Here is a 25,830-nt window from a genome sequence, read left to right on the forward strand (position 1 = left end):
GGAACCGCGTGTCCTGCGGCCGATCCGGAGTTCTGCACAGCAGCAGGGCGCTACAGGGTGTGACCGAGCTTGAAGCCCTGCGCCTCGTCGTCTTTGCGGGTGTACGAGAAGCCGTCGGCGCCGATCGTGACCTCCATCTCGGACTCGTCGGTGCGGGCGACCACGGGCTTCGGTTTGCCGTCGAGGTCGAGCACCAGCGAGGCATCCGTGTACCAGCTCGGCACGACGGGGTTGCCCCACCAGTCGCGTCGCTGGTTGTCGTGCACATCCCAGGTGACGACGGGGTTGTCGGGGTCGCCTGTGTAGTAGTCCTGCGTGTAGATCTCGACGCGGTGGCCGTCGGGGTCGCGCACGTACAGGTAGAACGCGTTCGAGACGCCGTGTCGGCCGGGGCCGCGTTCGATGACGTCGCTCATGCGCAGTGCGCCGAGCTTGTCGCAGATCGCGATGATGTTGTGCTTCTCGTGGGTCGCGAACGCGACGTGGTGCATACGGGGGCCGTCGCCACCGGTCATGGCGGTGTCGTGCACCGTGGGCTTCCGGCGCAGCCAGGCCGCGTACGTCGTGCCGTGTTCGTCTTGGATGTCTTCGGTGACTCGGAAGCCAAGGTCTTCCATGTACTTCACGGCCCTGGGCACGTCGGGAGTGACCTGGTTGAAGTGGTCGAGCCGCACGAGGGCGCCCGGCGTGTAGAGGTCGTAGCGCCACGAGAGCCGCTCGACGTGCTCGACGTCGTAGAAGAACTCGTACGGGAAGCCGAGCGGGTCTTCGACGCGCACCGAGTCGCCGATGCCCTTGGTGTATCCCTCGGGGCGGCGCTCGACGCGGCAGCCGAGCTCCTCGTAGAAGTCGACCGCGCGGTCGAGGTCTTCAGGCGTGCGCACCCGGTAGCTGAAAGCGGCGACCGCGGCGACCGGGCCCTTGCGCAGCACGAGGTTGTGGTGGATGAACTCCTCGTACGAGCGCAGGTAGACGGTGTTCTCGTCCTCCTCGGTGACGACGAGGTCGAGCACGTCGACGTAGAAGCGGCGCGAAGCCTCGAGGTCGGTGACGACGAGTTCCATGTACGCGCAGCGCACGATGTCGGGCGGGGTCGCGTGCGGGGTGGGGATGCGGTCTGCCGGGGCGGGGATCGGGTCGGTGGTCGTCACGACGGGTTCGGGGAGTTGCATGTCAGCGTCCTTGCTCGAGTGCGCCCCCTGAGCCTGTCGAAGGGGGTGCTGTGGTATTCCCTTCGACAGGCTCAGGGAACGGGAGAGGGGTCAGGGAACGGGAGAGGGGTCAGGGAACGGGAGAGGGGTCAGCCGCGGCCGAAGCGCGGCGAGTGCGCCTGGTTCAGGGTGATGTGCACGGCCTGCTGGTCGGTGTAGAAGTCGATCGAGCGGTAGCCGCCCTCGTGCCCGAGACCCGACGCCTTGACCCCGCCGAACGGGGTGCGGAGGTCCCGCACGTTGTTCGAGTTCAGCCACACCATGCCCGCCTCGACCGACTGGGCGAAGTTGTGGGCGCGTTTCAGGTTGTTCGTCCAGATGTAGGCGGCAAGGCCGTAGCGGGTGTCGTTCGCGAGCGCGAGCGCCTCCTCATCGGTGTCGAACGGGGTGATCGCGACGACGGGCCCGAAGATCTCCTCCTGGAAGATGCGGGCGTCAGGTGCGACATCCGCGAACACCGTCGGTGCGACATAGTTGCCGGTCGGCAGCCCTTCCGGCCGGCCGCCGCCCGCGACGAGCCGCCCCTCGCCCTTGCCGATCTCGACGTACGACATGACCTTCTCGTAGTGCTCGGGGTGCACGAGCGCGCCCACCTCGGTCTTCGGGTCGTGCGGGTCGCCGACCACGATGTTGCGAGCGCGTTCGGCGTAGCGCGCGACGAAGTCGTCGTAGATCGGTCGCTCGACGAGCACCCGCGAGCCCGCCGTGCAGCGCTCGCCGTTGAGGGAGAACACCCCGAACACGGTGGCATCGAGCGCGTCGTCGAGATCGGCGTCGGCGAACACGACGGCGGGCGACTTGCCGCCGAGCTCCATCGAGAGCCCCTTCAGGAACGGCGCGGCGTTGCCGAAGATGATCTGGCCGGTGCGGCTCTCGCCGGTGAAGGAGATGAGCGGCACATCCGGATGCTTCACGAGCGCGTCGCCGGCCTCTTCGCCGAGCCCGTTGACGAGGTTGAAGACGCCGTCGGGCACGCCGGCCTCGCGGAAGATCTCGGCCCAGAGCGATGCCGACAACGGCGTGAACTCGGCCGGCTTCAGCACGACCGTGTTGCCGGTCGCGAGGGCCGGGGCGAGCTTCCACGACTCGAGCATGAAGGGCGTGTTCCACGGGGTGATGAGGCCCGCGACGCCGATCGGCTTGCGGTTGACGTAGTTCACCTGGCGGCCGGGCACCTTGTAGGTGTCGTCGCGCTGGGCGACGATCAGGTCGGCGAAGAAGCGGAAGTTCTCGGCGGCGCGCTGCGCCTGGCCGAGCGCTTGCGTGATCGGCAGGCCCGTGTCGAAGGTCTCGAGTTCGGCGAGGCGGCGGTCGCTCGCCTCCACGAGGTCGGCGACCTTGTGCAGCACACGGGAGCGCTGGCGAGGCAGCATCCGCGGCCACGGGCCCTCGGTGAATGCGCGCCTCGCGGCGGCGACGGCGAGGTCGATGTCGGCCTGCTGGCCGGCCGCCGCCTGCACGTAGGTCTCGTTCGAGACCGGGTCGAGTACGTCGAACGTCTCGCCGCCGACCGAGTCGACGAACTCGCCGTCGATGTAGTGGCGGATGCGGTCGGGCAGGCCCTCGGGGATGTGGTGGGTCATCGTGATTCCTTCGTGTTCGAGCCTCAGACGGTCGCGTCGACCGCGCGGGCTTCGGAGGCGGTGGAGTCGGTTGGGACAACGGATGCAGCGGCATCCGTCGAGCCTGCAGCCTTGTGCTTCGACTGGTGGGCGAGCACGGCGTCGAGCGTCGCGGTGCGATGGCGGCGGGCCGTGAGCTCGATCTCGAGCGGGTCGGCTCCCGTCTCGATGAGCGCGATGATGTGTTCGTGTTCTTCGACGGACTCGTGGGCCCGGCCCGGCACGAAGCTGAACGAGGAGTCGCGCAGCACCTTCATGCGGTTCCACCCACGGTGCACGAGTTCAAGGATGTGCGGGTTCGTGCACTCCTCGAAGAGCACTGCGTGGAATTCGAGGTTGAGTTCGGTGAAGCGGTGCGGGTCGAAGTCGTCGAGCGTGCGCCGCATCCGTTCGTTGATCTCGCGCGCTCGCCGCAGGTGCTCGGCCGTGAGGTGAGGCGCCGACAGCGAGGTGGCTGCCCCCTCGACGAGGGCGAGCGTCTGCATGGTGTGCAGGTACTCGGTCTCCTTGATGAGCGCGACCTGCGCGCCGACGTTGCGCTCGAAGGTGACGAGCCCCTCAGCTTCGAGGCGTCGGATCGCTTCGCGCACCGGCACGACGCTCACGTCGAGTTCAGCGGCGATCTGGCCGAGTACGAGCCGGAAGCCGGGCACGTAGCGCCCGTCGTCGATTCGCTCGCGCAGGAATCGATAGGCGAGTTGAGATTTGCTCTCGGCGCTCATCGATCGGCGACCTCTGCGCCCTGAGCGACCTCTGCGCCCTGAGCCACCTCTGCGCCCTGAGTGACTTCTGCGTCCTGAGCGACTTCTGCGCCCTGAGCCTGTCGAAGGGTGATCTCGGCTTCGTACTGGGCGCGCCATTCGGCGTTCATGGGGAAGAGTCCGTCGACGGATGCCCCGCCGGCGACCTGCTCGGCGACCCACGCCTCCTGCCGTTCCTGTTCGACCGCCTCGGCGACGACCTCCTCGACGAGCTGCGGTGGGATCACGATGACGCCGTCGCCGTCGCCGACGATGACGTCGCCTGGCTGCACGGCGGCGCCGCCGCACGCGATCGTGACGTCGACCTCCCACGGCACGTGCTTGCGGCCGAGCACGCTCGGGTGCGGGCCCTGTGAGAACACGGGGATCTCGAACCCGGCGACGGCGTCGAAGTCGCGCACGCCGCCGTCGGTGACGATGCCCGCGGCACCACGCACCTGCGCACGGAGTGCGAGCACGTCGCCGACCGTGCCGGTGCCGCGCTCGCCGCGGGCCTCGACGACGAGCACTTCGCCCGGGGCGACGGTGTCGAAGGCGAGCTTCTGCGCGTTGAACCCGCCGCCGTGGCTCGCGAAGAGGTCGGGGCGGAAGGGGATGAATCGCAGCGTCTTCGCGCGGCCGACGATGCGGGCGCCGGGATGGTTCGCGGAGACGCCCTCGATGAAGATGTCGTGGTAGCCGCGCTTGCGCAGGGCGACCGAGAGGGTCGCGACGGCGACGCCGGCGATCGCGGCCTTCAGCTCGTCGGTCAGCTCGAACTGTTCGCTCCCTGAGCTTGTCGATGTCGAAGGGAGCCGCTCGGGAACGCCCGTTTCGACCGGGTCAGCGAGCTTTGGACGCGCTCGCCCAGCAGCGACTGCCGCGGCGAGATCTGCCTCGGAGCCCCAGGCTTCGACCCGCTGGAGATCGTCGACGCCGGGCTTCGCGCCGAAGTCGCCGAACGGTGCGTCGCCCGCGGTCACGGTGGTCACGAGTCGGCCGGTGCTCGGTGCGCCGGGGGCATCCGGTGCGTCGACCTCGACCTCGACCACATCGCCCGGCACGACGACGGAAGAGCCCGCGGGTGTTCCGGTGAGGATGACGTCGCCGGTCTCGAGGGTCATGTGCTGCGAGAGGTCGGCGACGAGCCGGCCGAACGGGAAGAGCAGCCCGCCGCTCGTGTCGTTTTGCACGAGTTCGCCGTTGACCCACGTGCGCACGCGCAGCCCGTCGGGTGAAACGGCGGACGCGGGGATCATCCCCGGGCCGAGCGGCGTGAAGCCGTCGCCGCCCTTCGAGCGCACGTTCGAACCCTTGTCGGCGGCGCGCAGGTCGTAGAGGCCGAAGTCGTTCGCCGCGGTGACGGATGCGACGTGCAGCCAGCCGTCGTCGGGGGAGACGCGGCGAGCGGGCAGGCCGATGACGAGCGCGATCTCACCCTCGAAGGCGAGCAGCTCGGTACCGGCCGGGCGTTCGATCGTGCCGCCGGTCGGCGCGACCGAGGATGCCGGCTTCAGGAAGTAGCTCGGTTGCGCCGGGGTGCGGCCGCGCTGCTCCGCTCTCGAGCGGTAGTTGAGGTGCACGGCGATGATCTTGCCCGGGGTGGTGATTTCGTCGGTCATTGACGCCCTCGTCTCTCAATATCTGAAATCATATACGATCTGTCGAGCGGTGTCGAGCGGTGTCGAGCGGTGTCGAGCGGTGTCGAGCGGTGTCGAGCGGTGTCGAGCGCGCTGCGGAGCGGGCGTGACCGCCCTCGTCGCGTGCGTCAGTAGCCCGCGCGGGGCGGCTCGGCCACTGCGGGAGGCGCCGACACCGCGGCATCCGACCGGATGAACCGATCAGCGAGCGCCTCCGATGCGCGCGCGACGATCGCGACGTCGGCGCCGACGGCCACGAAGGAGGCGCCGGCGGCGAGGTACCGCTCGGCGTCCTCGGCCACGAACGCATTCACGCCGACGGGCTTGCCGGCCGCGGCGCCAGCCCGGATCGAGCGCAGCACGCCTTCGACGACGTCGGGGTGCGACTGCTGGCCGAGCAGCCCCATCGAGGCGGCGAGATCGGCCGGCCCGACGAAGAGGGCGTTGACTCCGTCGACCGCCGCGATCTCCTCGACCACGGCCACGGCGGCCCCGGATTCGATCTGCACCGTGAGGCTGATCGTCGACGAGGCATCCGGAAGGTACCGCTCGACGCGGTTCCAGCGCGACGATCGCGCAAGGGAGGCGCCGACGCCCCGCACCCCGTCGGTCGGATAGCGAACCGCCCGAGCGAGCTCGGCGGCCTGCGCGGCGGAGTCGACCATGGGCACGAGCAGGTTCTGTACGCCGAGGTCGAGGTACTGCTTGATCACGACGGCGTCGCCGATCGGCGGACGCACGACGGGAGCGACGGGGTAGGCCGAGACCGCGTAGAGCTGCGCGAGGATCGACTCGAGACCGTTGGGGGAGTGCTCGGCGTCGATGAGCACCCAGTCGAGGCCGCTGCCCGCAGCGAGCTCGGCCATGATCGGGCTGCCAGAGCACACCCACATTCCGACGAGCGGGCGATCGGACGCCTCGATGCGGGTCGTGAGGGTGTCGGGAAGGGTCACTCGAATCGGCACGTGATGGCTCCAAGCTGCCCGTAGTCGGCGTGCACGGTGTCGCCGCGTTCGACCCACATGGGCCGGGTGAACGACCCCGCCAGGATGATCTCGCCCGTCTCGAGCGACTGACCGTGCTGGGCGAGCTTGTTCGCGAGCCAGGCCACGCCCATCGCGGGGTGACCGAGCACCGCGGCGGCGACGCCCGACTCCTCGATGGTCTGGTTGCGGTAGAGCAGCGCCGAGACCCAGCGGAGGTCGACCTCGTCGACCTTCACCGGTCGGCCGCCGATGACCATCGCGCCCATCGCGGCGTTGTCGCTGATCGTGTCCACGATCGTGCGGCCCGCCATCTCGATGTGCGAGTTCAGGATCTCGAGCGCGGGCACGACGTAGGCTGTGGCGTCGAGCACGTCGAAGATCGTGGCATCCGGGCCCCGCAGCGGCTTCGCGAGCACGAAGGCGAGTTCGACCTCGATGCGCACGTTCGAGAATCGGTCGAATTCGACGGATGCCCCGGACTCGATGACCATGTCGTCGAAGACGACCCCGTAGTCGGGCTCCGTGATGCCCGTGGCGACCTGCATGACCTTCGAGGTGAGGCCGATCTTGCGACCCACGATGCGGTGGCCCTCGGCCACGCGCCGCTTCGCCCAGAGTGCCTGCACCGCGTATGCGTCGTCGACGGTCATCTCGGGGTGCCGCGTTCTGAGGAGTGGCACGATCGAGCGATCGCGATCGGCGGCGATGAGCTCGTCGGCGATCGCTGCGATCTGCGAGGGGTCAATCACGGAAGCTCCACTTCGTTGTCGAGGACTCTTGCACGAATCGTATACGATGCCGCGGTCCCGCAGCCGCGGTCAGGCAGCCGCGGTCAGGAGTTCACGCGGATGATCTCCTCCTGATACGGCGCGACCACGGTGCTCGAGACGCGGCAGTCGAGCAGCAGGAAGCGGCGGGAGCCGACGGGCTCGGCCGTCCAGGCGGCGAGCCGATCGAGGTCGGCGAGTTCACGAACGATGATGCCCTCCGCACCGACGGCGGAGGCGAGGCCGGCGAAATCGGTCTCGGGGATGAGCATGGGCGCTTCGGCGAGGCCCTTCAGACCGTAGAGGTGCACCTCGGCACCGTATGCGGCGTCGTTCCAGACGACTGCGATGCCGCGCCCCCCGGCGGTGCGCACCGCGCTCTCGAGGTCGGCCATCGCCATCAGGCCACCGCCGTCGCCGGTCGTCAGCACGATCGTCGCATCGGGGCGTGCGACCGCCGCGCCGGGCACGCTCGCCAGCCCGAACCCGATCGACTGGAACGCCGTGCCGACCATCACCATGCGGTCGGGCGAGGCGACCGGCCAGTACATGTTCGCCCAGCCGATGAAGTGCCCGCCGTCGGAGACGACCACGCGGTTCTCGGGCAGCAGCTCGCCGATGCGAGCTGCGACGCTGCGAGGGTCGAGACGGCCATCGGATGCCACTGGCTCGCCGGCCTCGTAGGCTCGCGCAGCGGCGACGTCGACACTCTCGCGCCATCCCGACGACGCGGCGCCGATGGCCTCGAGCTCGTGCACGAGGCCGCGCGCCACTACGGCGGCGTCGGCGCGGACGAACCCCGAGACGTTCGGGTGGGTGGCCGTGGCGGCGACGTCGACCTGCACAACGCGGGTGCCGGGTGCGAAGAGCTCGCCGAACCGCATCGTGAACTGGCCCAGCGAAGCGCCGAAGACGACCGCGACGTCGGCCTCGCGCACGAGTTCCATCGCACCGGCCGCGCCGAATCCGCCGGTGACGCCGAGATCGTAGCGGGCGTCGGGGAAGACACCGCGACCGAGTGCGCTCGACGCGGTGAGCGCACCGGTCGCCTCGGCGATCGCGCCGAGGGCCTCGCCCGCACCGGCGAGCCAGGCGCCGCGGCCGGCGAGCAGGAACGGCCGACGTGCGGCGGCGAGCATCCCGGCGAGTTCGGCGATCGCGCGCGTCGCGAACTCGCCCTTCGGCGCGAGCGGAGCAGGCAGGCGCAGCGCAGGGGCCGATGCATCGTCGGCGTCGGCGTCGGCGTCGACCTCGAGACCACCGACGTCGTAGGGGATGGCGAGCACGGCAGCGGTGCGGTTGGCCAGGGCATGCTCGATCGCGAGCACGGCGGTGGCCGCGACATCCGTTCGACCGACCGTGAAGGTGCGGGCGCCCACGCCGGCCGCAAGCGCGATCTGGTCGACGTCCCACGGCCGAGGTCCGGTCGTCGGCTCATCGCCGACGACGAGCACCAGGGGGATGCGCGCCTGAACCGCCTCGGCGAGCGGGGTGAGGGTGTTCGTGAATCCGGCCCCGTAAGTCGCGGTCGCGGCGGCGAGGCGCCCCGATGCCCGGTAGTGTGCGTCGGCGGCCACCACGGCACCCGCTTCGTGGCGCAGCGCGGTATAGCTCGCGCTCGTGCGATCGAGGGCGTCGAGGAAGAGTGCGTTGCCGTTGCCCATGACCCCGAAGACATGGTCGATGTGGGCGGCGAGGGTGCGTGCGACGAGTGCTGAGACCGAGGGCATGGAGGCTCCTGACGAGACAGACGGATGAACGATTCCGTATGTGTCTCGCGAACCGTGCCGGCTGGCTGCGTGCCCCTTTTGCGAGCACCGGCGATCATCGCCGGACGACGGCGAGTCTACGCGAGGCGCTCGCCTCCGGCCCGGTCGACGATGGAGCTGAACTGCGGCGAATGCGGATGCCGCGGCATCCGCATTCGCCTGCACTGCCTACCGGCTTCGCGGCGGCAGCCGGTCGGGCGGCCCGAGCGCATCGAAGGCCGCGCGCCAGAACGCGGCGCGAGCCGCGGAATCCGCTGCGCCATCGGTGTCGGGCATGGCCGGCATATAGGGATCGAGTGGGATGAAATGCGACGCCCCGTCGGCCTCGAGCGCCGTCACATCGAGGCCGAGTTCCTCGGCACGTTGCCGAGTCCGTTCCATCAGCTCGCAGGAGTCCCAGACCATGTCGGCCGAGCCGCAGGCGAGGACGAGCGGCCCGTCGATGCGGGAGAGGTCGATGACCGAACCCGGAGGCGCCGAGCCGAGGTCGCTCGTGCACGGCACCGGCGCGCCGACGAGCGTCCACGCCGGGCGAGACCAGTCCGGGTACCCGCACCAGAATTCGCCCGCCCCGACGGGCGCGACTGCGCCACGGACGAGCTCGGGGTACTCGGCCGCGAGCCAGAGGGCGACCTCGCCGCCGCGTGAGACGCCGACGGGGGTGATGCGATCGGGATCGACCTCGGGGCGTGCTCGCAACCAGTCGAGCGCGCCGAGGAAGGTCTCGAGCGGCACATCGGCGAGCTCGGAAGGTTGGCCCGCCGAGCCGAAGTAGCTCACGGCGAGGGCGGGGTAGCCGGCTGCGGCGAGATGGCTCGCCATGACCCTCGCGTTCTGAATCCCGCCCTCGCTGCCGGAGAACACGAGGGCCGCAGCGCGCGGTTCGCCTCCGGGCTCGACGGATGCCTCGGGCCGGGCGAATGCCGCCACGAGTCCGTCGTCCGTGATCGATTCGAGCACGACGGACTCGGGAATCGTGCCTCGGAGCACGCTCGTGCTCGCGAGCTCGGTGCCGTATGCGTCGACGAGGGTGAGATCCACCTCGTGTTCCTCGGCGTATGCGGCGAAGCTCGGGAATCGGCTGCCGGTCTGCGCGAGCGACCAGAACGGCGCCATCGAGTCTGCGGCAGACCAGTCGCCGCGGACCGGCGCCTGGCGGGCGAGGTCGACGGCGCCCTCATCGTCGGCGAGGAATGTCGCCTCCGAGCGGTGCGCGATCCAGTCGATGTGCGTTTCGGCGACGAGCTCGACCTCGGTTCCCGGCTCGAGCCCGGTGAGGTGCAGTGCGAGCGGCTGGAACGGGCCGTCGAGTTCCTCGACGTCGATGCCGGGTGAGCGGGCGCCGGCCGGCGGCGAACAACCGGCGAGCACCGATGCCGCGAAGACGATCGTGGCGGCGGTGAAGATTCGGACCGGGCGGGGCAGGCGCATGGCCGATTCTCCGTCGCGGCCGCCGCGGGGGTCAAGGCGATCTCGTGTCACACGCGCTGCGCACGCGGCAGAATGGTGGGGTGAAGACGATTCAGCTGCGCCGGTACACGCTCGTCGACGGAGAATACGACGCTTTCGTCGAGTGGTGGCAGGGCTCCATGCCGATTGTGCGGCCGGGGGCCGGGTTCGCGATCGAGTTCGCCTACGGCCTCCGCGAATCGAACGAATTCGTGTGGGCCGTGAGCGCGCCCGGCGATCGCGACGACTTCGCGCGGCTCGAAGAGACGTACATGGCCTCGCCTGAACGCACCGCGGTCTTCGACGGAGTGCCGCAGCGAGTCGCCGGCTACGACATCAAGTTCATCGACGACGAGCCCCTGGCAGTCTGAAGCCTCTTCGGGACTTCGGACGCTCGAGCCGCCGACGGATGCACCGAACGACACGTCGGCGCACCGGGGCATCCGCTCACGCCGTCGTGTACAGGAGTCGTGAAGCACGGCGCCCGTAGAATTCAGAGCACCCCCTGGAAACTGACGTGGTCGACGCTGCCCACCTGCACGCTCGGCCGAGAAGGATGCCCGTGAGCCACGAGTTCGACGCCCGCCGTACCGAATGGATCGCCAAAGAGGAACTCGCCGAGCGGATGATCCCGCTCATCGGCGGCCTCTACCGAGACCACGGGGTGGTGACTTCCATTCACGGCCGGCGGCTCATCAATCGCTCAGCGATCGCCCTGCTGAAGGCGCATCGTTTCGCCCGGCAGGCGGGTGAGGTCGAACTCGACCTCGCCGACACGATGCGCGTGCTCGAAGTACTGCGCGAGATCGCCCCGGGCCCTGCGTCGATCGACGTGGCCCGCCTCGTCGATCGCTACGCCGACGCCGTCGGCGAAGGCGATGCTCGCGAGCTCGCCGGCTTCGTGCGCGACGAGCTGACGTCCGTGATCGCGGCCGAGGGAGAGCCGGAGGCCGCTTCGGCGGGCTCAGGGCGCACCGGCACCGATGTCGTGCTCTACGGCTTCGGCCGCATCGGGCGCCTGCTCGCGCGCATCCTCATCGCGCACGCCGGCAACGGCAAGGGGCTGCGCCTGCGCGCGATCGTCGTGCGCAAGGGCTCCGACAACGACCTCGTCAAGCGCGCGAGCCTCTTGCGCCGAGACTCGGTGCACGGCCCCTTCGCCGGCACGATCGAGGTCGACGAAGAGGCGAACACGATCCTCGCGAACGGCACGCTGATCCAGGTGATCTACTCGAACGACCCCGCGTCGATCGACTACACCGCCTACGGCATCCACGACGCGATCGTGGTCGACAACACCGGCCGTTGGCGCGACGAGGCTGGGCTCTCGCAGCACCTGCAGTCGACCGGGGCGGCCCGGGTACTGCTCACCGCGCCCGGCAAAGGCGCGATCAAGAACATCGTGCACGGCATCAACCACGACGACATCACCGAGGCCGACACGATCCTCTCGGCCGCGTCGTGCACGACCAACGCGATCACGCCCGTGCTGAAGGCCGTTGACGATGCGTACGGGGTCGTGCGCGGGCACGTCGAGACCGTGCACTCGTTCACGAACGACCAGAACCTGATCGACAACTTCCACTCGGGTGACCGGCGAGGTCGATCGGCGGCGCTCAACATGGTCATCACCGAGACCGGAGCCGCGAAGGCAGTCGCGAAGGCGCTGCCCTCGTTCGCCGGTAAGCTCACCGGCAGTGCGATCCGCGTGCCGACGCCCGACGTCTCGCTCGCGATCCTGAACCTGCAGCTCGAGCGGCGGGCGTCGAAGATGCAGCTGAACCGCTATCTCCGCCAGGTCTCGCTCACCTCACCCCTGCGCCAGCAGATCGACTACATCGAGTCGCCCGAGGTGGTCTCCACCGACTTCGTCGGCTCGAACCGGGCGGGCATCGTCGACGGGCTCGCGACGATCGCCGACGGCACCGACGCGATCGTCTACGTCTGGTACGACAACGAGTACGGATACTCGTGCCAGGTCGTGCGGGTCATCGAGGCGATGGCAGGCACCCACCCCGTGGTATTGCCCGAGCGTCAGCCGGTCGCGCTGGGGGACGAGGTCGTCGCGGCGGTCTGATCGACGGCGCGTGCTCGGCGAGGCGGGTCCATCGCGGGCCCGCCTCGTCGCTGTCATCGAGTGCGGATGGCCTCGGTGAGCACGCGGCCATCGGCGCCGGCAGGTGCGTCGTACCTGAGGAGCGCGGCGATCGTCGGAGCCACGTCGATGTGCCGCGGGTCGGCCGGCGCACCGTTCGGACGTGCGCCGGCGCCCGAGAGCACGAGCGGCGCGACCGGCAGCGACGATGGGTCGAACTCGTCTCCCGTCGCGGTGGCGTCCGCGGTGCTCGACCGGCTCGGCTGCTGAAGGGCTTCGCGTCGGGACCCCAGCCGATCTAGGCTGTCTGCATGAGCAGAGAAGCCGTCATCGTCGACGTTGTGCGCACGCCCGTCGGGCGCGGCAAGCCCGGAGGCATCCTGTCGGGCATCCACCCCGTCGACCTCCTCGCGGGCGTGCTCGACACCATCGTGAACCGCAACGACCTCGACCCCGGTCTGATCGACGACGTCATCGGCGGGTGCGTCAGCCAGATCGGCGAGCAGAGCTACAACATCACCCGCAACGCGGTGCTCGCGGCAGGCTTCCCCGAGAGTGTGCCGGGCACGACAATCGACCGGCAGTGCGGCTCCAGTCAGCAGGCGGCGACGTTCGCGGCCCAGGCCGTGCTCGCCGGGCAGGCCGACATCGTCATCGCGTGCGGCGTCGAGTCGATGAGCCGCGTGCGGCTCGGCTCGAGCACGGCGGGCGCCGATCCCTACGGCTCGCGCATCAGAACGCGGTACCCCGATGGGCTCGTGAACCAGGGCGTCTCGGCTGAGCTGATCGCCGCGAAGTGGGGTTTCGCACGTGACGAGCTCGACGCCTTCGCCGCGCGATCCCACGAGCTCGCCGCGGCCGCACAGGAGTCTGGCGCGTTCGCGAGCGAGGTCGTGCCGGTGCCCGGTGTCGACTCGCTGACCGACGAGACCGTGCGCCCCGCGACATCCGTCGAATCGCTCGCAGGGCTGAACGCCGCGTTCCGCACCGACGAACTCGCCGAGCGGTTCCCCGAGCTCGACTGGCGGATCACTCCGGGCAACTCCTCGCCACTCACCGACGGCGCATCCGCTGCCCTCATCATGAGCGCCGAGCGCGCCGAGCAGCTCGGCCTCACGCCGCGTGCGCGGTTCCGCTCGTTCTCGGTTGTGGGCAGCGACCCGCTCTACATGCTCACGGGTGTCATCCCGGCGACAGCCAAGGTGCTCGAGCGCGCCGGACTCGGCCATGACGACATCGACGCCTACGAGGTCAACGAGGCGTTCGCGTCGGTGCCGCTCGCGTGGCTGCATGACACGGGGGCGGATGCCGCGAAGCTGAACCCCCGGGGCGGCGCCATCGCCCTCGGGCACGCTCTCGGCTCCTCGGGCACGCGCTTGCTCACGACGCTCGTCAATCAACTCGAGGCGACCGGTGGCCGCTACGGCCTGCAGACGATGTGCGAGGGCGGCGGCATGGCCAACGCCACCATCATCGAACGCATCTGACCCGCCACAGCTCGCTGAGCCTGTCGAAGCGAGCCGACCGGCAACGCTCGCTTCGACCGGCAACGCTCGGTTCGACCGGCAACGCTCGCCTCGACCGGCAACACTCGGTTCGACCGGCTCGGCGACGACCATGTGAAAGGACACCAGATGGAACTCGACGGCGCATCGGCGATCGTCACCGGCGGGGCCTCGGGCCTCGGACGCGCGACGGCTCGTGCACTCGTCGACGGTGGGGCATCCGTCGTGCTCGTCGACCTGCCGGGCCCCCGCGGTGAAGAGGCCGCGGCCGAACTCGGGGAGCGGGCGCGCTTCGTCGCAGCGGATGTCGCGCACGAGGCCGAGGTGCAGGCCGCCGTCGACGCGGCATCCGCCCTGGCGCCGCTGCGCATCGCGGTCAACTGCGCCGGCATCGTGACCGCGAACCGCACCGTCGGCCGTGACGGCCCGGCGCCGCTCGATGCGTTCGAACGCACGATCCGGGTGAACCTCATCGGCACGTTCAACGTGACCCGCCTCGCCGCGGCGGCGATGGCCGCCAACGAGCCGGTTTCCGGCAGCGTGCCGGGCGGCCCGAGCACCGCCGAGCGCGGCGTCATCATCAACACCGCATCGGTCGCCGCCTTCGACGGGCAGATCGGCCAAGCCGCCTACGCAGCGTCGAAGGCCGCCGTCGCGGGCATGACCCTGCCGATCGCCCGCGACCTGTCGAAGCTGCTCATCCGCGTCGTCACGATCGCCCCGGGTATCTTCGAGACGCCGATGATGGCCGGCATGGACGACGAGGTGCGCGCGTCGCTCGAGGCTCAGGTGCCGCATCCGTCACGCCTCGGGCATCCCACCGAGTATGCCGCGCTCGTGCGCTCGATCATCGCGAACCCGATGCTGAACGGTGAGACGATTCGCCTCGACGGCGCCATTCGCATGCAGCCGAAGTAGGGCGTGGGCCGAGCTGCCCGAGTGCCGAGCACCGAGCACGCCGAGCACGCCGAGCGACCGTTGCCGAGTTGCACGACGATTCGCACGGCGCGCCGTGCGTTCGCGGCGTGTCACGCGCATCGTTGTGCAACTCGGCACTCGATGCAGGTGGGATGCCGCGGGGCGGGCGCTCAGCTCGAGCGCCCGCCCCGCGGCATCCGTGCGGCTCAGGCTGCTCGAGCGGTGCGCACCGCCGAGCGGGCACGGACAGCCTTGATGACACCGTCGATGACGTCCCACATGGAGGCGCCGATCGTCACCACGACGATGATCGCCACGATGATCGGCCCAGACTCGCCCCACGGCCACCGCATCGCGTCGAGTGCCGGCTCGTTGATCAGCTGGCCGGTGAGGAACAACCACAACGCCGGCACCGTGAAGGCGACATTCAACACGAGGTTGGTCCCGGCGAGCCACCAGTTCCAGCCCCACGCGTAGACGGCGACGGCGAACAACACCTCGAGCGCGATGAGCGTGATGAAGTACGGCAGCCAGAACGACCACAGCGCTGGGTCGAGGATCGGCACCGATGCGAGCTCGGGAACCCAGGGGATTCCGAACTGCTGCGCGACGAGTACGGCAGCGAAGACGACGAGGAACACCACCGACGCGATGAGCTCGGCAAGGCGCGACGCCCTGCCCGGCTCGGGCAGGGCCGGCAGCATGTCGAGCGTCCATGGCAGGTCGATTCCGCGCCGGCCGGCCGGGGCCGATGAGCGTTCCAGGATCGCGAACACGAGCGTCGTCCAGAATCCGATGTGCACCGCTGCCGAGATCGTGACGCCGATGACGGCGCCGATGATGCCGCCGACGGATGTGCCGGCGACGGCCTGCGCGATCGCTACGCCGAGGACGGCGAACGGCAGCACCACGGCGAACAGCAGCTTCAACATGCGCCACCAGGTCAGGAAGTAGCGCGGCCCGATGAGCTGCAGCGGCCGGTCGACGTAGTGCGCGGCGAGTACTGCCGGGTCGCCGAGCTCGGTGAGGGCGGCGCGCTCGGCGTCGTCGGGGCGCTGGCCGGCTTCGACCAGTGCGTCGCTCGCGTCGCCGATACGCTCGCGCAGATCGCGATCGAACTCGGGGCGCTGCGTTTCGGGCAGGGTGCGGGCGGCGGCCCACACGTAGCGGTCGGTCAGGGTGGTCATCGTTCGTCTCCAGTCGTGAGTCCGGCGAGCGCGTCGTCGATGCGCTGCCATTCGGTCATGAGGGCGCCGGCGAGCACCTCGCCGGTCGGGCTTGTTCGGTAGAACTTGCGGGGCCGCGCCTCGTCGGTGTTCCACTCGCTCGTGAGGAGGGCCTGCTTCTCGAGCCGCCGCAGCAGCGGGTAGAGGGTGTTCGCATCGACGAGGATGCCGAGCCCGTTCAGCGACTCGAGCAGTGCGTAGCCGTAGTCGGGTGTGCGCAGGCGGATGAGACAGGCGAGCACGACGGTGCCGCGTCTCAGTTCCTGCAGGTGCCCCGCGGTGGTCTCATCTGTGCTCATGCCTCACACGTTACTGTGTGACACACACTATTGCAACCCACACTTCATAGCGCGACGGATGCCTCGTCGCCCGCGCAGCAATTCAGGAAGGGAGGCCTGTCGCGGCTGTCTGGACGGCGTGTCGTCCGGACACGCCGACTCCCTTCCTGAATTGCTGCAGGGGCGAGGGTGAGGGTGAGGGTGAGGGTGAGGGGTGGGGGTGAGGGGTGAGGGATGAGGGGTGAGGTGCAGTTGCCGGCTACTGCTCGGCGTGCGCCTCGAGGAACTCGTACACCGAGGAGTCGTCGACGCCCGGGAACGTGCCCGACGGCAGCGGCGACAGCACGTGCGCGTGCAACCGGGCGCTCGGCCACGCCCGCCCGGCCCAGCGCTCGGCGAGCTCCGAAGGCGCCCGACGGCAGCAGGCGTCGTCGGGGCAGGTCGAGACCGCGCGCTGCGTGGTCTCGCGCCCGCGGAACCACTTCGCCTGGTTGAACGGCACCCCGACCGAGATCGAGAACTCCGCGGCATCCGTGCGCCCCGTCTGCGTCGCGCACCAGAACGTGCCGGCGGGGGTGTCGGTGTACTGGTAGTTCTCCGTCGTGCGGTTCGTGTGCCCGAACGCGCTGCGCGCACTCCACTTCTTGCACACCCACTGCCCCTCGATCGACCCGGTGACGTCGGTCGGCAGCGGCAGACCGTCGTTCTCGTAGCCCTTCAGGAGCGCCCCGTCGCCGGCGACGCGGAGGAAGTGCAGGGTCATGTCGAGGTGCGTCGTCGCGAGGTTCGTGAACCGCAGCGCCGCCGCCTCGTGCGTCACGCCGAATGCGTCGCGGAAGTCTTCGATGGCGAGCCGCTTCTCTTTCTTGGCGGCCTGCAAGAAGGTGACGGATGCCTCGCGCGGCATGAGGCACGCAGCCGCGAAGTAGTTGATCTCGAGCCGCTGCCACAAGAACTCCGCGTAGCTCGCCGGCCGTTCATGGCCGAGCAGCCGGTGCGCCATCGCCTGGAGCGCCATCGACCGCAGTCCGTGTCCGCCGGGGATCGATGCCGGCGGCAGGTAGATGCGGCCGTTCGCGATGTCGGTGATCGACCGGGTCGAGTCGGGCAGGTCGTCGACGTAGATGAGCTGGAAGCCGAGGCGCTCGGCCATGACGCCCACTTCGCGGTGGGTGACGGCGCCCGAGCGGTGGCCGGATGACCGCACCTGGTCTTCGGCGAGCTGCTCGATCTCGGCGAGATGGTTGTCGCGTTCGCGCATGAGTTCGCGCAGCTCGGTGTTCGCCCGTCGCGCCTCTTCAGGGGTGGCGATGGCTTCGCTCGCCCGGCGCTGCAGCTCATGGTGGAGGCCCACGATCGCTTCGAGCGATTCGTCGGTGATGCCGCGCCCCGGCCTGATGGCCGGCAGCCCGAGGCTCGCGTAGAGCGAGCTCGCTTGCGCCCGGCCGAGTTCGAGCTCGAGTGCGGCCCTTCTGCTCGGTGCCTCGCGGGCGAGGAGATCGGCGAGCTCGACTCGGAGGCTTGCGGCGAGGGCGTCGAGGGTCGACAGCTTCGGCTCCCGCTTTCCGTTCTCGATGAGCGAGAGCTGGCTGCCCGCGAGCCCCACCGCATCACCGAGTTGGTCGAGGGTGAGGCCGCGCTCGCCGCGGAAGTGGCGGATGCGCTGGCCGAGGGTCGCGAGGTCGGGGGAGCCTGCCTTCATGCCTTAAGAATAGCGAAAGAAGCGCAGTTCTTAACGGGTCATTTGGCCGAACGGATGCCGCATCCGCGCGCATTCTTGAAGTACGAACCGTTTCCGGCCACTGGTCGGCACACACTTTGGAAGGGACGACGATGACCATCTCCGAGTTCGTATCGGGCACGGCCTCGATCGGCACCGAGGCATCCGAGGCGTCCGCAGCCTCCGCCACCGCAACCGCCCCCGACGCCGTCGCCGGCGCCCGACGCGGCACCACCGACCCCGCGCTGCGCGCCTGGGTCGACGAGATCGCCGGTCTCACCAAGCCCGACGAGATCGTCTGGTGCGACGGTTCCCAGCACGAAGCCGACCTGCTGACGAAGCAGCTCGTCGCCGAGGGCAAGCTCATCAAGCTGAACCCCGAATGGCGCCCCAACAGCTACCTCGCGCGTACCGATCCTGGCGACGTCGCCAGGGTTGAAGACCGCACGTTCATCTGCTCGACCTACGAAGAAGACGCGGGCCCCACGAACAACTGGCGCGACCCCCGCGAGATGCGCGAAGAACTCGCCGACGTCTTCGACGGCTCCATGAAGGGGCGCACGATGTACGTCGTGCCGTTCTCGATGGGCCCCCTCGGCGGGCCGATCTCGCAGCTCGGCGTCGAGATCACCGACTCGCCCTACGTCGTGCTCTCGATGGGCATCATGACCCGCATGGGCGACGCGGTCTACCGCTTGATCGAGGCGGGCGAGCCGTGGGTGCGCACCGTGCACTCGGTCGGCTACCCGCTTGTCGACGGCATCGGGCACCGCCGCGCCGAGGCCGACTGGCCGTGCAACGAGACGAAGTACATCGTTCAGTTCCCCGATTCGCGCGAGGTGTGGTCGTACGGCTCGGGCTACGGGGGCAACGCCCTGCTCGCGAAGAAGTGCTTCGCCCTGCGCATCGCGAGCGTCATGGCGCGCGACGAGGGCTGGCTCGCCGAGCACATGCTGCTCATCAAGATCACTTCGCCCGAAGGCAGGTCGTACCACGTGGCGGCCGCGTTCCCGTCGGCGTGCGGCAAGACGAACCTCGCGATGCTGCGCCCCACGATCCCCGGCTGGAAGGTCGAGACGATCGGCGACGACATCGCGTGGATGCGACCCGGCGACGACGGGCGCCTCTACGCGATCAATCCCGAGGCCGGCTTCTTCGGTGTCGCACCCGGCACAGGGGAGACCACGAACCCCACCGCCGTGCAGACCCTCTGGGGCAACACCATCTTCACGAACGTCGCGCTCCGGCCCGACGGTGACGTCTGGTGGGAGGGCCTCACCGACACGCCGCCCGCGGAGCTCACCGATTGGGAGGGCAAGCCGTGGACGCCGGCATCCGGTCGCCCCGCAGCGCACCCCAACTCCCGCTTCACGGTCGCGGCCGCGCAGTGCCCGCAGATCTCAGACGACTGGGACGCGCACGACGGCGTGCCGATCGACGCGATCCTCTTCGGAGGGCGCCGTGCCACGAACGTGCCGCTCGTCGCCGAGGCCCGCGGCTGGAAGCACGGCGTGTTCATGGGCGCGACGATCTCGTCCGAGCAGACGGCCGCCGCAGAGGGCACGGTCGGCGAGCTTCGCCGCGATCCCTTCGCCATGCTCCCGTTCTGCGGCTACAACATGGCCGACTATTGGGGCCACTGGGTCAAGATGGGCCGTGTGCTCGGCACGAACGCGCCGAAGATCTTCCAGGTCAACTGGTTCAGGAAGGGCGGCGACGGCTCGTTCCTCTGGCCGGGCTTCGGCGAGAACTCGCGTGTGCTCGAGTGGATCGTCGGGCGCATCGAGGGTGCGGCCGACGCGATCGAGACGCCGATCGGCATGCTCCCGGCTTCCGGTTCGCTCGACCTCGACGGACTCGATATCACGGATGCCGCGCTCGAACAGCTCTTCGACGTCGACCGCGACTCGTGGCTCGCCGAGTGCGACCTCACCGACGAGTACTTCGCGCAGTTCGGCGACCGCGTGCCCGCGGCGCTCAAGGCAGAACTCGCGAGCCTGCGATACCACTTGCAGCACCAGGGCGCGTAGCCCGGTCGGCAGTGCGCCTCGCGATCCGCGGGGCGCATCGCCATGTGGGTCACGGATGCCGCGGACGCTCGCGCTCGGGAGGTGCGTCGTCGCCCGCGGCATCCGTCGTCCGCTTCCTTCGCCGGATTCCGTCGCAGGAATCCCGGCACGTCGCGTGCCCGCACGGGCCGTGCGGCGCTAGCGTGTGCCGCGAGGGGGGTAAATGGAATTCGGCAGTGTCATCGAAGCGGTCGGCGAGGTCATCGACGTGCTCGGCGTCGCGGCGATCGTCATCGGCGTGCTCTACGCGATCGTCGATGCCGCGCTCCGAGGCCTGCGGCGCATGAGCCCGGTCTACACGCGCTTCCGTCGCGTGCTCGGCCGGGCCATCCTGCTCGGCCTCGAGCTGCTCGTCGCGGCCGACATCATCAAGACCGTCGCTGTCACACCGACGCTCGACTCGGTCGCGGTGCTCGCGGTCATCGTGCTCATCCGCACGTTTCTCAGCTGGTCGCTCGAGCTCGAGATCTCGGGGCGTTGGCCGTGGCAGAAGCGCGGGACGCCCGTCGATGGGGAACCCGCGATCGCGTCGACCGAAGCCGGCTGAGGTCGCGCGCGCTCGACGCGGGTGCGATGGTCATCGTGGTCCTCCGTGGGGCAGGGGCTCGAGGCATCCGAAGATCGGATGCGGGAGTCCACGCTACGAAGTGCCCGCTGCCGCGCCGTCCGAGCGGGCACTGAGCTGCACTCGGGTGGGCCCTGAGGCCGTCATGGAGTTCGCCGCGCCTCAGACGAGCAGCTGGTGCTGCGCGAGCTGCCGGTAGAGGGGCACGGCGGCCACGAGTTCGGAGTGCGTGCCCTCGCCGATGACGCGGCCCTCGTCGAGCACGACGATGCGATCGGAGTCGATGACCGTCGACAGCCGATGCGCGATGACGATGAGCGTGCGACCGGCCGACACGGCGTCGATCGCCTCGCGCATCATGCGTTCGTTCACGCCGTCGAGCGACGACGTCGACTCGTCGAGCAACAGGATCGGGGGAGCAGCGAGCAGCGCGCGCGCGATCGCGAGGCGCTGGCGTTCGCCGCCCGAGAGCATGATGCCGTCTTCGCCGACGGCGGCGCCGAGCCCGTCGGGGTTGCGGTCGAGCACACCGCCGAGGTTCACGGCGCGGAGCACGTGCTCGCACTCCTCATCGGTCGCATCGGGGCTGCCGAGCTTCAGGTTGTCGCGAAGGCTGCCGGCCAGTACCGGCGCGTCCTGCTCGACGTAGCCGATCTGGGCGCGCAGCTCGGCGCGATCGAGCGAGCGCAGGTCGAGGCCGCCCATGCGGACGACGCCGATCGAGGGGTCGTAGAACCGCTCGATCAGGGCGAGGATGGTCGACTTGCCGGCACCCGATGGGCCGACGAGCGCGATGCGCCGGCCGCGCGGCACCTGGAACGAGACGCCGCGGAGCACGGGCTGACGATCGGTGACATCGGGCTCGGGCAAGTGTTCGTCGGCACTTTCGTTCGCCGGATCGGCGGGGTCCGAGCGAGTGGCGGCGTAGGCGAAGTGCACGCCGTCGAACTCGATCGCGGCGGCATCCGGGAGTACGGCCTCGTTGGCGTCGCCGACCATGAGCGCGAGGGGTGCGAGTTCGCGGTCGTGCGTGTCTTCATCGGGCAGGTCGAGGATCTCCTGGATGCGGCCGAGGGCGCCGAGCGCCTGGTTCACCGAGGTGATCGCGCCGAACGCCTGGCCGAGCGGCAGGATCATCATGAACAGGAAGAGGATGAATGCGACGAGGTTCGCGACGGTCAGTGCGCCGGTCGCGACGCGGAACCCGCCGACGCCGAGAACGACGAGGAACGACACCTGCATCGCGATGCCCGCGATCGGCACGATGAGGGCGGAGATCTTCGCGACCTTGACGCCCATCTCCCATGCCCCCTCGGCATCGCCGTCGACGGCCCGGATCTCGCGGTCGGTGGCGCCCGCGGCGCGGATGGTGCGCACGGCGCTGATCGCGCGCTCGACGGATGCTGCGACGTCGCCGACCTTCTCCTGAGCCTGGTGGGATGCTTCGCGCACCCGTCGGGAGAGGAGGGTCACCGTCGTGATCGCGATCGCGACGACGAGCACGGTGAGGCCGAGCAGCACGGGGTCGATGATGAGCATCGCGATGAGCGCACCGACGAAGGTGACGGTGCCGCCGATCGCCTCGACGAGTCCCTGAGTGAGCACCGCGCGGAGCATCGTCGTGTCGCTGCCGACGCGCGAAACGAGGTCTCCCGTGCGGCGGGTGTCGAACTCGGCGATCGGCAGGCGCAGAATCTTGGCGACGAGTCGCTTGCGGGCGGAGAGCACGACGCCCTCGCCAGTGCGCTGCAGCAGGTAGTGCTGGTAGCCCGAGATGACACCGCTCACGATCACGAGCACGACGAGCGCCCAGACGAGCCAGCCGAGCGCTTCGCCTTCCTGCACGATCGAGATGACCTGGCTCACGAGGAGCGGCTGTGCGAGGCTCGTGAGCGCCCCGATGACGCTGAGGATCGCGACGGCGACGAGCACCGGCCGGTGTTCGAAGATGAACGGCAGCAGCTGCCGGAAGGTCGCCCGCGGCCCCGTGGGGGTTTCGCGTCGGCCGAAGGGGGAACGTCGGGTATCAGTGTCGCTCATGTTCGCTTCCTGGCCGGCGCGGCGAGTGGATGCCGCATCCGCTCGGGTTCCGCGTCGTCGCCGCATTGCAGCTTACGTGGCCTAGCTGCGCCCGTACTTCTTGTGCACCGCTTGCTTGGAGACCTCGAGTGCGAGGGCGATGAGCTGCCAGCTCGACCCGGTGGCTCGCGCCCGCCGCACGGCGATGGCCTCTGCGCGGTCGAGCTCGCGGGTGAGGTCGACTCGCGCGTGGTGGAGGTCGCGGAGTGCGCGGTACGGGTCGTCGCCGTCGGCGGCCGCGATCGCGGTGCGGAGGGTGTGATCGTCCATGACGTCAACGCTAGTTGACGTCCTGACGCCTGTCAACGTGGGTTGACTCGCGAGCGGGGGTTCAGCGTCCGTGCGCGCATCGATGACACGCATCTCGTGCGTCGACACGCATCTCGTGCATCGACACGCATCTACAGGGGTGACGCGATGTCAGCGCCGACCACTATCGTGAAGCCTTGTGCCAGCACCAGTGATCGTTGCTACCGACCTCGTCAAGCGATACGGGGAATTCGCCGCCGTCGACGGAATCTCCTTCGAGGTCGCGGCCGGTGAGTCGTTCGGGCTGCTCGGCCCCAACGGCGCAGGAAAGTCCACGACGATGCGCATGGTCGGAGCAGTCTCGACGCGCACCGAGGGCGAGCTCTCCATCCTCGGCCTCGACCCAGACGACTTCGGGCCCGAGATCCGTTCCCAACTCGGCGTCGTGCCGCAGTCCGACAATCTCGACACCGAGCTCCGCGTGCGCGAGAACCTCCTCGTTTACGGCCGGTATTTCGGGCTGCCCGCCAAGATCGTCGCGAAACGCGCAGACGAGCTGCTGGCGTTCGCGCAGCTCGAAGAGAAGGGCAAGGCGAAGGTCGACTCGCTCTCGGGCGGAATGAAGCGGCGGCTCACGATCGCCCGAGCCCTCATCAACGACCCGCGACTCCTGCTCCTCGACGAACCCACGACGGGCCTCGACCCGCAGGCCCGGCACATCCTGTGGGACCGCCTGTTCCGCCTCAAAGAGCAGGGAACGACCCTGCTCCTGACGACCCACTACATGGACGAGGCCGAGCAGCTCTGCGACCGGCTCGTGGTCGTCGACGAGGGTGCGATCATGGCCGAGGGCACCCCGGCCGCGCTCATCCGCCAGTACTCCTCGCGCGAAGTGCTCGAGGTGCGCTTCGGTAGCGACCGCAACAGCGAGGTCGCCGATCGCCTCGCCGGCATCGGCGACCGCCTCGAGGTGCTGCCCGACCGCATACTCGTGTACAGCAACGACGGCGAGGCCGAACTCGTGAAGATCACCGATGCCGGGCTCCACCCGATCACGAGCCTCGTGCGGCGATCGAGTCTCGAAGACGTCTTCCTCCGACTCACCGGACGGAGCCTCATCGAATGACCGATCTCGCGTCAGCGGGTCGAGAGGGCCCCGAAAGCCGGCTCGAGACCCGAGCGACGGATGCCACGACCGAGCTCGCACGCCGTGCGATCGCCGCCGGGCGAAGGCCGCGCCGCTGGGGCGCGTGGTATGTCGCCCTGCATCGGTTCCGCGTGATGAAGAGCTACACCGGCACCGTCGTCGTCGCCGGCATCGGCAGCCCCCTCGTCTACCTCTACGCGCTCGGCGTCGGGCTCGCGACGATCGTCGACGCCAACCTCGGCGCCCAGGCGGTCGACGGCGTGAGCTATCTGGTCTTCGTCGCGCCGGCCCTGCTCGCGAGTGCGGCCATCACGGTCGCGAGCGAGGAGTTCACGTATCCGGTCATGCTCGGCTACAAGTGGAATCCCACGTTCACCGGCATGAGCGCTTCACCGCTCCGACCCCCTCAGATCGTCGACGGCGTCGTCATCTCCGTCGCGATCCGGATGCTCGTGAATCTCGTGCTGTTCTTCGCGCTCATCCTCGTGTTCGGGGCGGCGCCTGCACCGATCGCCTTCCTCATGGTCTTCGCGGGTCTGCTCGGCGGGCTCGCGTTCGGCGCATTGCTCATGGGCTACACCTCGACGCTCGAGGAGGACACCGGTCAGCTCGCCATGGTCATGCGCTTCGTCGTACTGCCGATGACGCTCTTCTCCGGCACGTTCTTCCCCCTGTCGACCTTCCCGATCTGGCTGCAGTGGATCGGCTGGATCTCCCCGCTCTGGCACAGCGCGGAGCTCGCTCGCGTGTTCTCGTACGGGTATGCCGAGCCGATCTGGCTCACCGTCGTGCATGTCGTCTACCTCGTCGTGCTTATCGTCATCGGCTGGATCTGGGCCCGCCGCATCGCAGTACGGAGGCTCGGGCGATGACCGACACGACCGAGCGCGACCTCGCCCCTGCGAGCATCCGGTTGCGACCGCTGCGCGCGCTCTACGCCGGCAACGCACGTGCGGTCATGCTCCGCGGCTGGCGCGCGACCCGTAGCACCAACTGGCTCGTCGTCGTGAGCGGCTTCTTCGAGCCGATCTTCTACCTGCTTGCGATGGGCATCGGCCTGGGCGCCCTGGTCGGCACCGTCACGACCGCGAGCGGCCAAGAGGTCGCGTATCCCGCGTTCATCGCGCCGGCGCTCCTCGCGGTCGCGGCGATGAACGGCGCCATCTACGATTCCACCTGGAACGTCTTCTTCAAGATGCAGTTCGCAAAGCTCTACGAGGGCATGCTGTCGACCTCGCTCGGGCCGCTCGACGTCGCGCTCGGCGAGATTCTTCTCGCGCTCCTGCGAGGTGCCCTCTATGCCGTCGGGTTCCAGTTCGTCATGCAGGTGCTCGGCCTCAACCTGTCGTGGTGGGCGCTTCTCGCCCTGCCGGCCGTGCTGCTCATCGCCTTCGGATTCGCGAGCCTCGGCATGGCCATCACGAGCTACATGAAGACCTTCCAGCAGATGGACTGGATCAACTTCGTCATGCTCCCGATGTTCCTGTTCTCCGCGACGTTCTACCCGCTCACCGTCTACCCCGAGTGGCTGCAGGGCGTCGTCCAGGCGCTCCCGCTGTGGCATGGCGTCGAGCTCGTGCGCGGGCTCACGACGGGCGACGTGAGCTGGGGCCTGCTCTGGCACGTGCTCTACTACGCCGTGATGATCGCGATCGGCCTCGTGTTCACCACGAAGCGGCTGCGGGTGCTCTTCCTCGACTGACGGTGTGCGCGCCTGGGGTCGACAGTGAGGGTTGGTGGCCGGCGGTGAGTGTTGCGGCGGGTTACACCGGCCCGCGACATCCGCTCACCTCGC

Annotated in this window: 22 protein-coding genes; 9 read left to right on the forward strand and 13 right to left on the reverse strand. The window is 69.2% G+C overall.

Annotation, left to right across the window (positions count from 1 at the left end):
* Positions 1-50: 50 nt before the first annotated feature.
* The 8 genes from hpaD to AC1C2U_RS13735 form a co-directional block, all read right to left on the reverse strand.
* Positions 51-1,172: a 3,4-dihydroxyphenylacetate 2,3-dioxygenase gene (gene hpaD, locus AC1C2U_RS13700; protein WP_495362314.1), complete on the reverse strand. Its 1,122-nt coding sequence runs from the start codon at positions 1,170-1,172 to the stop codon at positions 51-53.
* A gap of 128 nt (positions 1,173-1,300) precedes the next feature.
* Positions 1,301-2,794, reverse strand: coding sequence for a 5-carboxymethyl-2-hydroxymuconate semialdehyde dehydrogenase (gene hpaE, locus AC1C2U_RS13705; RefSeq protein ID WP_495362315.1), 1,494 nt, complete (start codon positions 2,792-2,794; stop codon positions 1,301-1,303).
* Between the two features lie 23 nt (positions 2,795-2,817).
* Positions 2,818-3,555 carry a GntR family transcriptional regulator gene (locus tag AC1C2U_RS13710; RefSeq protein WP_495362316.1) on the reverse strand — a complete coding sequence of 246 codons (738 nt, stop codon included), beginning with the start codon at positions 3,553-3,555 and terminating at the stop codon, positions 2,818-2,820.
* Positions 3,552-5,195 (reverse strand): fumarylacetoacetate hydrolase family protein, encoded by a 1,644-nt coding sequence (locus AC1C2U_RS13715; RefSeq protein ID WP_495362317.1) that lies wholly within the window; start codon positions 5,193-5,195, stop codon positions 3,552-3,554. The genes AC1C2U_RS13710 and AC1C2U_RS13715 overlap by 4 nt, the downstream gene beginning before the upstream one ends.
* 146 nt (positions 5,196-5,341) lie before the next feature.
* Positions 5,342-6,178, reverse strand: coding sequence for an HpcH/HpaI aldolase family protein (locus AC1C2U_RS13720; protein WP_495362318.1), 837 nt, complete (start codon positions 6,176-6,178; stop codon positions 5,342-5,344).
* The gene (hpaH, locus tag AC1C2U_RS13725; RefSeq protein ID WP_495362319.1) at positions 6,163-6,948 is read right to left on the reverse strand and encodes a 2-oxo-hept-4-ene-1,7-dioate hydratase; all 786 of its coding nucleotides are present in this window, start codon (positions 6,946-6,948) and stop codon (positions 6,163-6,165) included. Before hpaH ends, AC1C2U_RS13720 begins: the two co-directional genes overlap by 16 nt.
* 83 nt (positions 6,949-7,031) lie before the next feature.
* The gene (locus tag AC1C2U_RS13730; protein WP_495362320.1) at positions 7,032-8,696 is read right to left on the reverse strand and encodes a thiamine pyrophosphate-binding protein; all 1,665 of its coding nucleotides are present in this window, start codon (positions 8,694-8,696) and stop codon (positions 7,032-7,034) included.
* 207 nt (positions 8,697-8,903) lie between these two features.
* Positions 8,904-10,166 (reverse strand): alpha/beta fold hydrolase, encoded by a 1,263-nt coding sequence (locus AC1C2U_RS13735; protein ID WP_495362321.1) that lies wholly within the window; start codon positions 10,164-10,166, stop codon positions 8,904-8,906.
* 80 nt (positions 10,167-10,246) lie between these two features.
* Here AC1C2U_RS13735 and AC1C2U_RS13740 point away from each other — a divergent pair, with 80 nt between their 5' ends.
* From AC1C2U_RS13740 to AC1C2U_RS13755, 4 genes are all read left to right on the forward strand, one after another.
* Positions 10,247-10,555 (forward strand): hypothetical protein, encoded by a 309-nt coding sequence (locus AC1C2U_RS13740; RefSeq protein ID WP_495362322.1) that lies wholly within the window; start codon positions 10,247-10,249, stop codon positions 10,553-10,555.
* A gap of 191 nt (positions 10,556-10,746) precedes the next feature.
* Positions 10,747-12,261, forward strand: a complete 1,515-nt coding sequence (locus AC1C2U_RS13745; protein ID WP_495362323.1) for a glyceraldehyde-3-phosphate dehydrogenase — start codon at positions 10,747-10,749, stop codon at positions 12,259-12,261.
* Between the two features lie 329 nt (positions 12,262-12,590).
* Positions 12,591-13,766, forward strand: coding sequence for a thiolase family protein (locus AC1C2U_RS13750; RefSeq protein WP_495362324.1), 1,176 nt, complete (start codon positions 12,591-12,593; stop codon positions 13,764-13,766).
* Between the two features lie 147 nt (positions 13,767-13,913).
* Entirely contained in the window at positions 13,914-14,702 is a 789-nt protein-coding gene (locus tag AC1C2U_RS13755; protein WP_495362325.1) for an SDR family NAD(P)-dependent oxidoreductase, read from the forward strand.
* A 206-nt stretch (positions 14,703-14,908) separates the two neighbouring features.
* Here AC1C2U_RS13755 and AC1C2U_RS13760 read toward each other — a convergent pair whose 3' ends face one another.
* From AC1C2U_RS13760 to AC1C2U_RS13770, 3 genes are all read right to left on the reverse strand, one after another.
* Positions 14,909-15,889: a permease prefix domain 1-containing protein gene (locus tag AC1C2U_RS13760; protein ID WP_495362326.1), complete on the reverse strand. Its 981-nt coding sequence runs from the start codon at positions 15,887-15,889 to the stop codon at positions 14,909-14,911.
* On the reverse strand, positions 15,886-16,227 hold the full coding sequence (locus AC1C2U_RS13765; RefSeq protein WP_495350896.1) for a PadR family transcriptional regulator: 342 nt from the start codon (positions 16,225-16,227) through the stop codon (positions 15,886-15,888). The genes AC1C2U_RS13760 and AC1C2U_RS13765 overlap by 4 nt, the downstream gene beginning before the upstream one ends.
* 238 nt (positions 16,228-16,465) lie before the next feature.
* The gene (locus AC1C2U_RS13770) at positions 16,466-17,908 is read right to left on the reverse strand and encodes a helix-turn-helix domain-containing protein (protein ID WP_495362327.1); all 1,443 of its coding nucleotides are present in this window, start codon (positions 17,906-17,908) and stop codon (positions 16,466-16,468) included.
* A gap of 131 nt (positions 17,909-18,039) precedes the next feature.
* On the opposite strand from AC1C2U_RS13770, the gene AC1C2U_RS13775 reads away from it, so the two are divergent.
* Together AC1C2U_RS13775 and AC1C2U_RS13780 are read left to right on the forward strand one after the other, a co-directional pair.
* On the forward strand, positions 18,040-19,956 hold the full coding sequence (locus tag AC1C2U_RS13775; protein ID WP_495362328.1) for a phosphoenolpyruvate carboxykinase (GTP): 1,917 nt from the start codon (positions 18,040-18,042) through the stop codon (positions 19,954-19,956).
* Positions 19,957-20,158: 202 nt separating this feature from the next.
* On the forward strand, positions 20,159-20,542 hold the full coding sequence (locus AC1C2U_RS13780) for a DUF1622 domain-containing protein (protein WP_495362329.1): 384 nt from the start codon (positions 20,159-20,161) through the stop codon (positions 20,540-20,542).
* 180 nt (positions 20,543-20,722) lie between these two features.
* Here AC1C2U_RS13780 and AC1C2U_RS13785 read toward each other — a convergent pair whose 3' ends face one another.
* A complete protein-coding gene (locus tag AC1C2U_RS13785) occupies positions 20,723-22,600 on the reverse strand; it encodes an ABC transporter ATP-binding protein (protein WP_495362330.1) in 1,878 nt (625 codons plus the stop codon).
* Positions 22,601-22,681: 81 nt separating this feature from the next.
* Positions 22,682-22,909: a hypothetical protein gene (locus AC1C2U_RS13790; protein WP_495362331.1), complete on the reverse strand. Its 228-nt coding sequence runs from the start codon at positions 22,907-22,909 to the stop codon at positions 22,682-22,684.
* Positions 22,910-23,087: 178 nt separating this feature from the next.
* Here AC1C2U_RS13790 and AC1C2U_RS13795 point away from each other — a divergent pair, with 178 nt between their 5' ends.
* The 3 genes from AC1C2U_RS13795 to AC1C2U_RS13805 are packed head-to-tail and all read left to right on the forward strand — an operon-like array spanning position 23,088 to position 25,737.
* Entirely contained in the window at positions 23,088-24,014 is a 927-nt protein-coding gene (locus tag AC1C2U_RS13795) for an ABC transporter ATP-binding protein (RefSeq protein WP_495362332.1), read from the forward strand.
* Positions 24,011-24,907: an ABC transporter permease gene (locus tag AC1C2U_RS13800; protein ID WP_495362333.1), complete on the forward strand. Its 897-nt coding sequence runs from the start codon at positions 24,011-24,013 to the stop codon at positions 24,905-24,907. The genes AC1C2U_RS13795 and AC1C2U_RS13800 overlap by 4 nt, the downstream gene beginning before the upstream one ends.
* Positions 24,904-25,737: an ABC transporter permease gene (locus tag AC1C2U_RS13805; protein WP_495362334.1), complete on the forward strand. Its 834-nt coding sequence runs from the start codon at positions 24,904-24,906 to the stop codon at positions 25,735-25,737. Before AC1C2U_RS13800 ends, AC1C2U_RS13805 begins: the two co-directional genes overlap by 4 nt.
* Positions 25,738-25,830 lie beyond the last annotated feature (93 nt).

This window comes from Agromyces sp. Y575 (assembly GCF_059445445.1).

Coding starts and splice junctions, on each gene's coding strand:
- hpaD (WP_495362314.1), bottom strand. CDS start 1,172: ATGCAACTCCCCGAACCCGTCGTGACGACCACCGACCCGATCCCCGCC.
- hpaE (WP_495362315.1), bottom strand. CDS start 2,794: ATGACCCACCACATCCCCGAGGGCCTGCCCGACCGCATCCGCCACTAC.
- AC1C2U_RS13710 (WP_495362316.1), bottom strand. CDS start 3,555: ATGAGCGCCGAGAGCAAATCTCAACTCGCCTATCGATTCCTGCGCGAG.
- AC1C2U_RS13715 (WP_495362317.1), bottom strand. CDS start 5,195: ATGACCGACGAAATCACCACCCCGGGCAAGATCATCGCCGTGCACCTC.
- AC1C2U_RS13730 (WP_495362320.1), bottom strand. CDS start 8,696: ATGCCCTCGGTCTCAGCACTCGTCGCACGCACCCTCGCCGCCCACATC.
- AC1C2U_RS13735 (WP_495362321.1), bottom strand. CDS start 10,166: ATGCGCCTGCCCCGCCCGGTCCGAATCTTCACCGCCGCCACGATCGTC.
- AC1C2U_RS13750 (WP_495362324.1), top strand. CDS start 12,591: ATGAGCAGAGAAGCCGTCATCGTCGACGTTGTGCGCACGCCCGTCGGG.
- AC1C2U_RS13755 (WP_495362325.1), top strand. CDS start 13,914: ATGGAACTCGACGGCGCATCGGCGATCGTCACCGGCGGGGCCTCGGGC.
- AC1C2U_RS13760 (WP_495362326.1), bottom strand. CDS start 15,889: ATGACCACCCTGACCGACCGCTACGTGTGGGCCGCCGCCCGCACCCTG.
- AC1C2U_RS13765 (WP_495350896.1), bottom strand. CDS start 16,227: ATGAGCACAGATGAGACCACCGCGGGGCACCTGCAGGAACTGAGACGC.
- AC1C2U_RS13770 (WP_495362327.1), bottom strand. CDS start 17,908: ATGAAGGCAGGCTCCCCCGACCTCGCGACCCTCGGCCAGCGCATCCGC.
- AC1C2U_RS13775 (WP_495362328.1), top strand. CDS start 18,040: ATGACCATCTCCGAGTTCGTATCGGGCACGGCCTCGATCGGCACCGAG.
- AC1C2U_RS13780 (WP_495362329.1), top strand. CDS start 20,159: ATGGAATTCGGCAGTGTCATCGAAGCGGTCGGCGAGGTCATCGACGTG.
- AC1C2U_RS13785 (WP_495362330.1), bottom strand. CDS start 22,600: ATGAGCGACACTGATACCCGACGTTCCCCCTTCGGCCGACGCGAAACC.
- AC1C2U_RS13790 (WP_495362331.1), bottom strand. CDS start 22,909: ATGGACGATCACACCCTCCGCACCGCGATCGCGGCCGCCGACGGCGAC.
- AC1C2U_RS13800 (WP_495362333.1), top strand. CDS start 24,011: ATGACCGATCTCGCGTCAGCGGGTCGAGAGGGCCCCGAAAGCCGGCTC.
- AC1C2U_RS13805 (WP_495362334.1), top strand. CDS start 24,904: ATGACCGACACGACCGAGCGCGACCTCGCCCCTGCGAGCATCCGGTTG.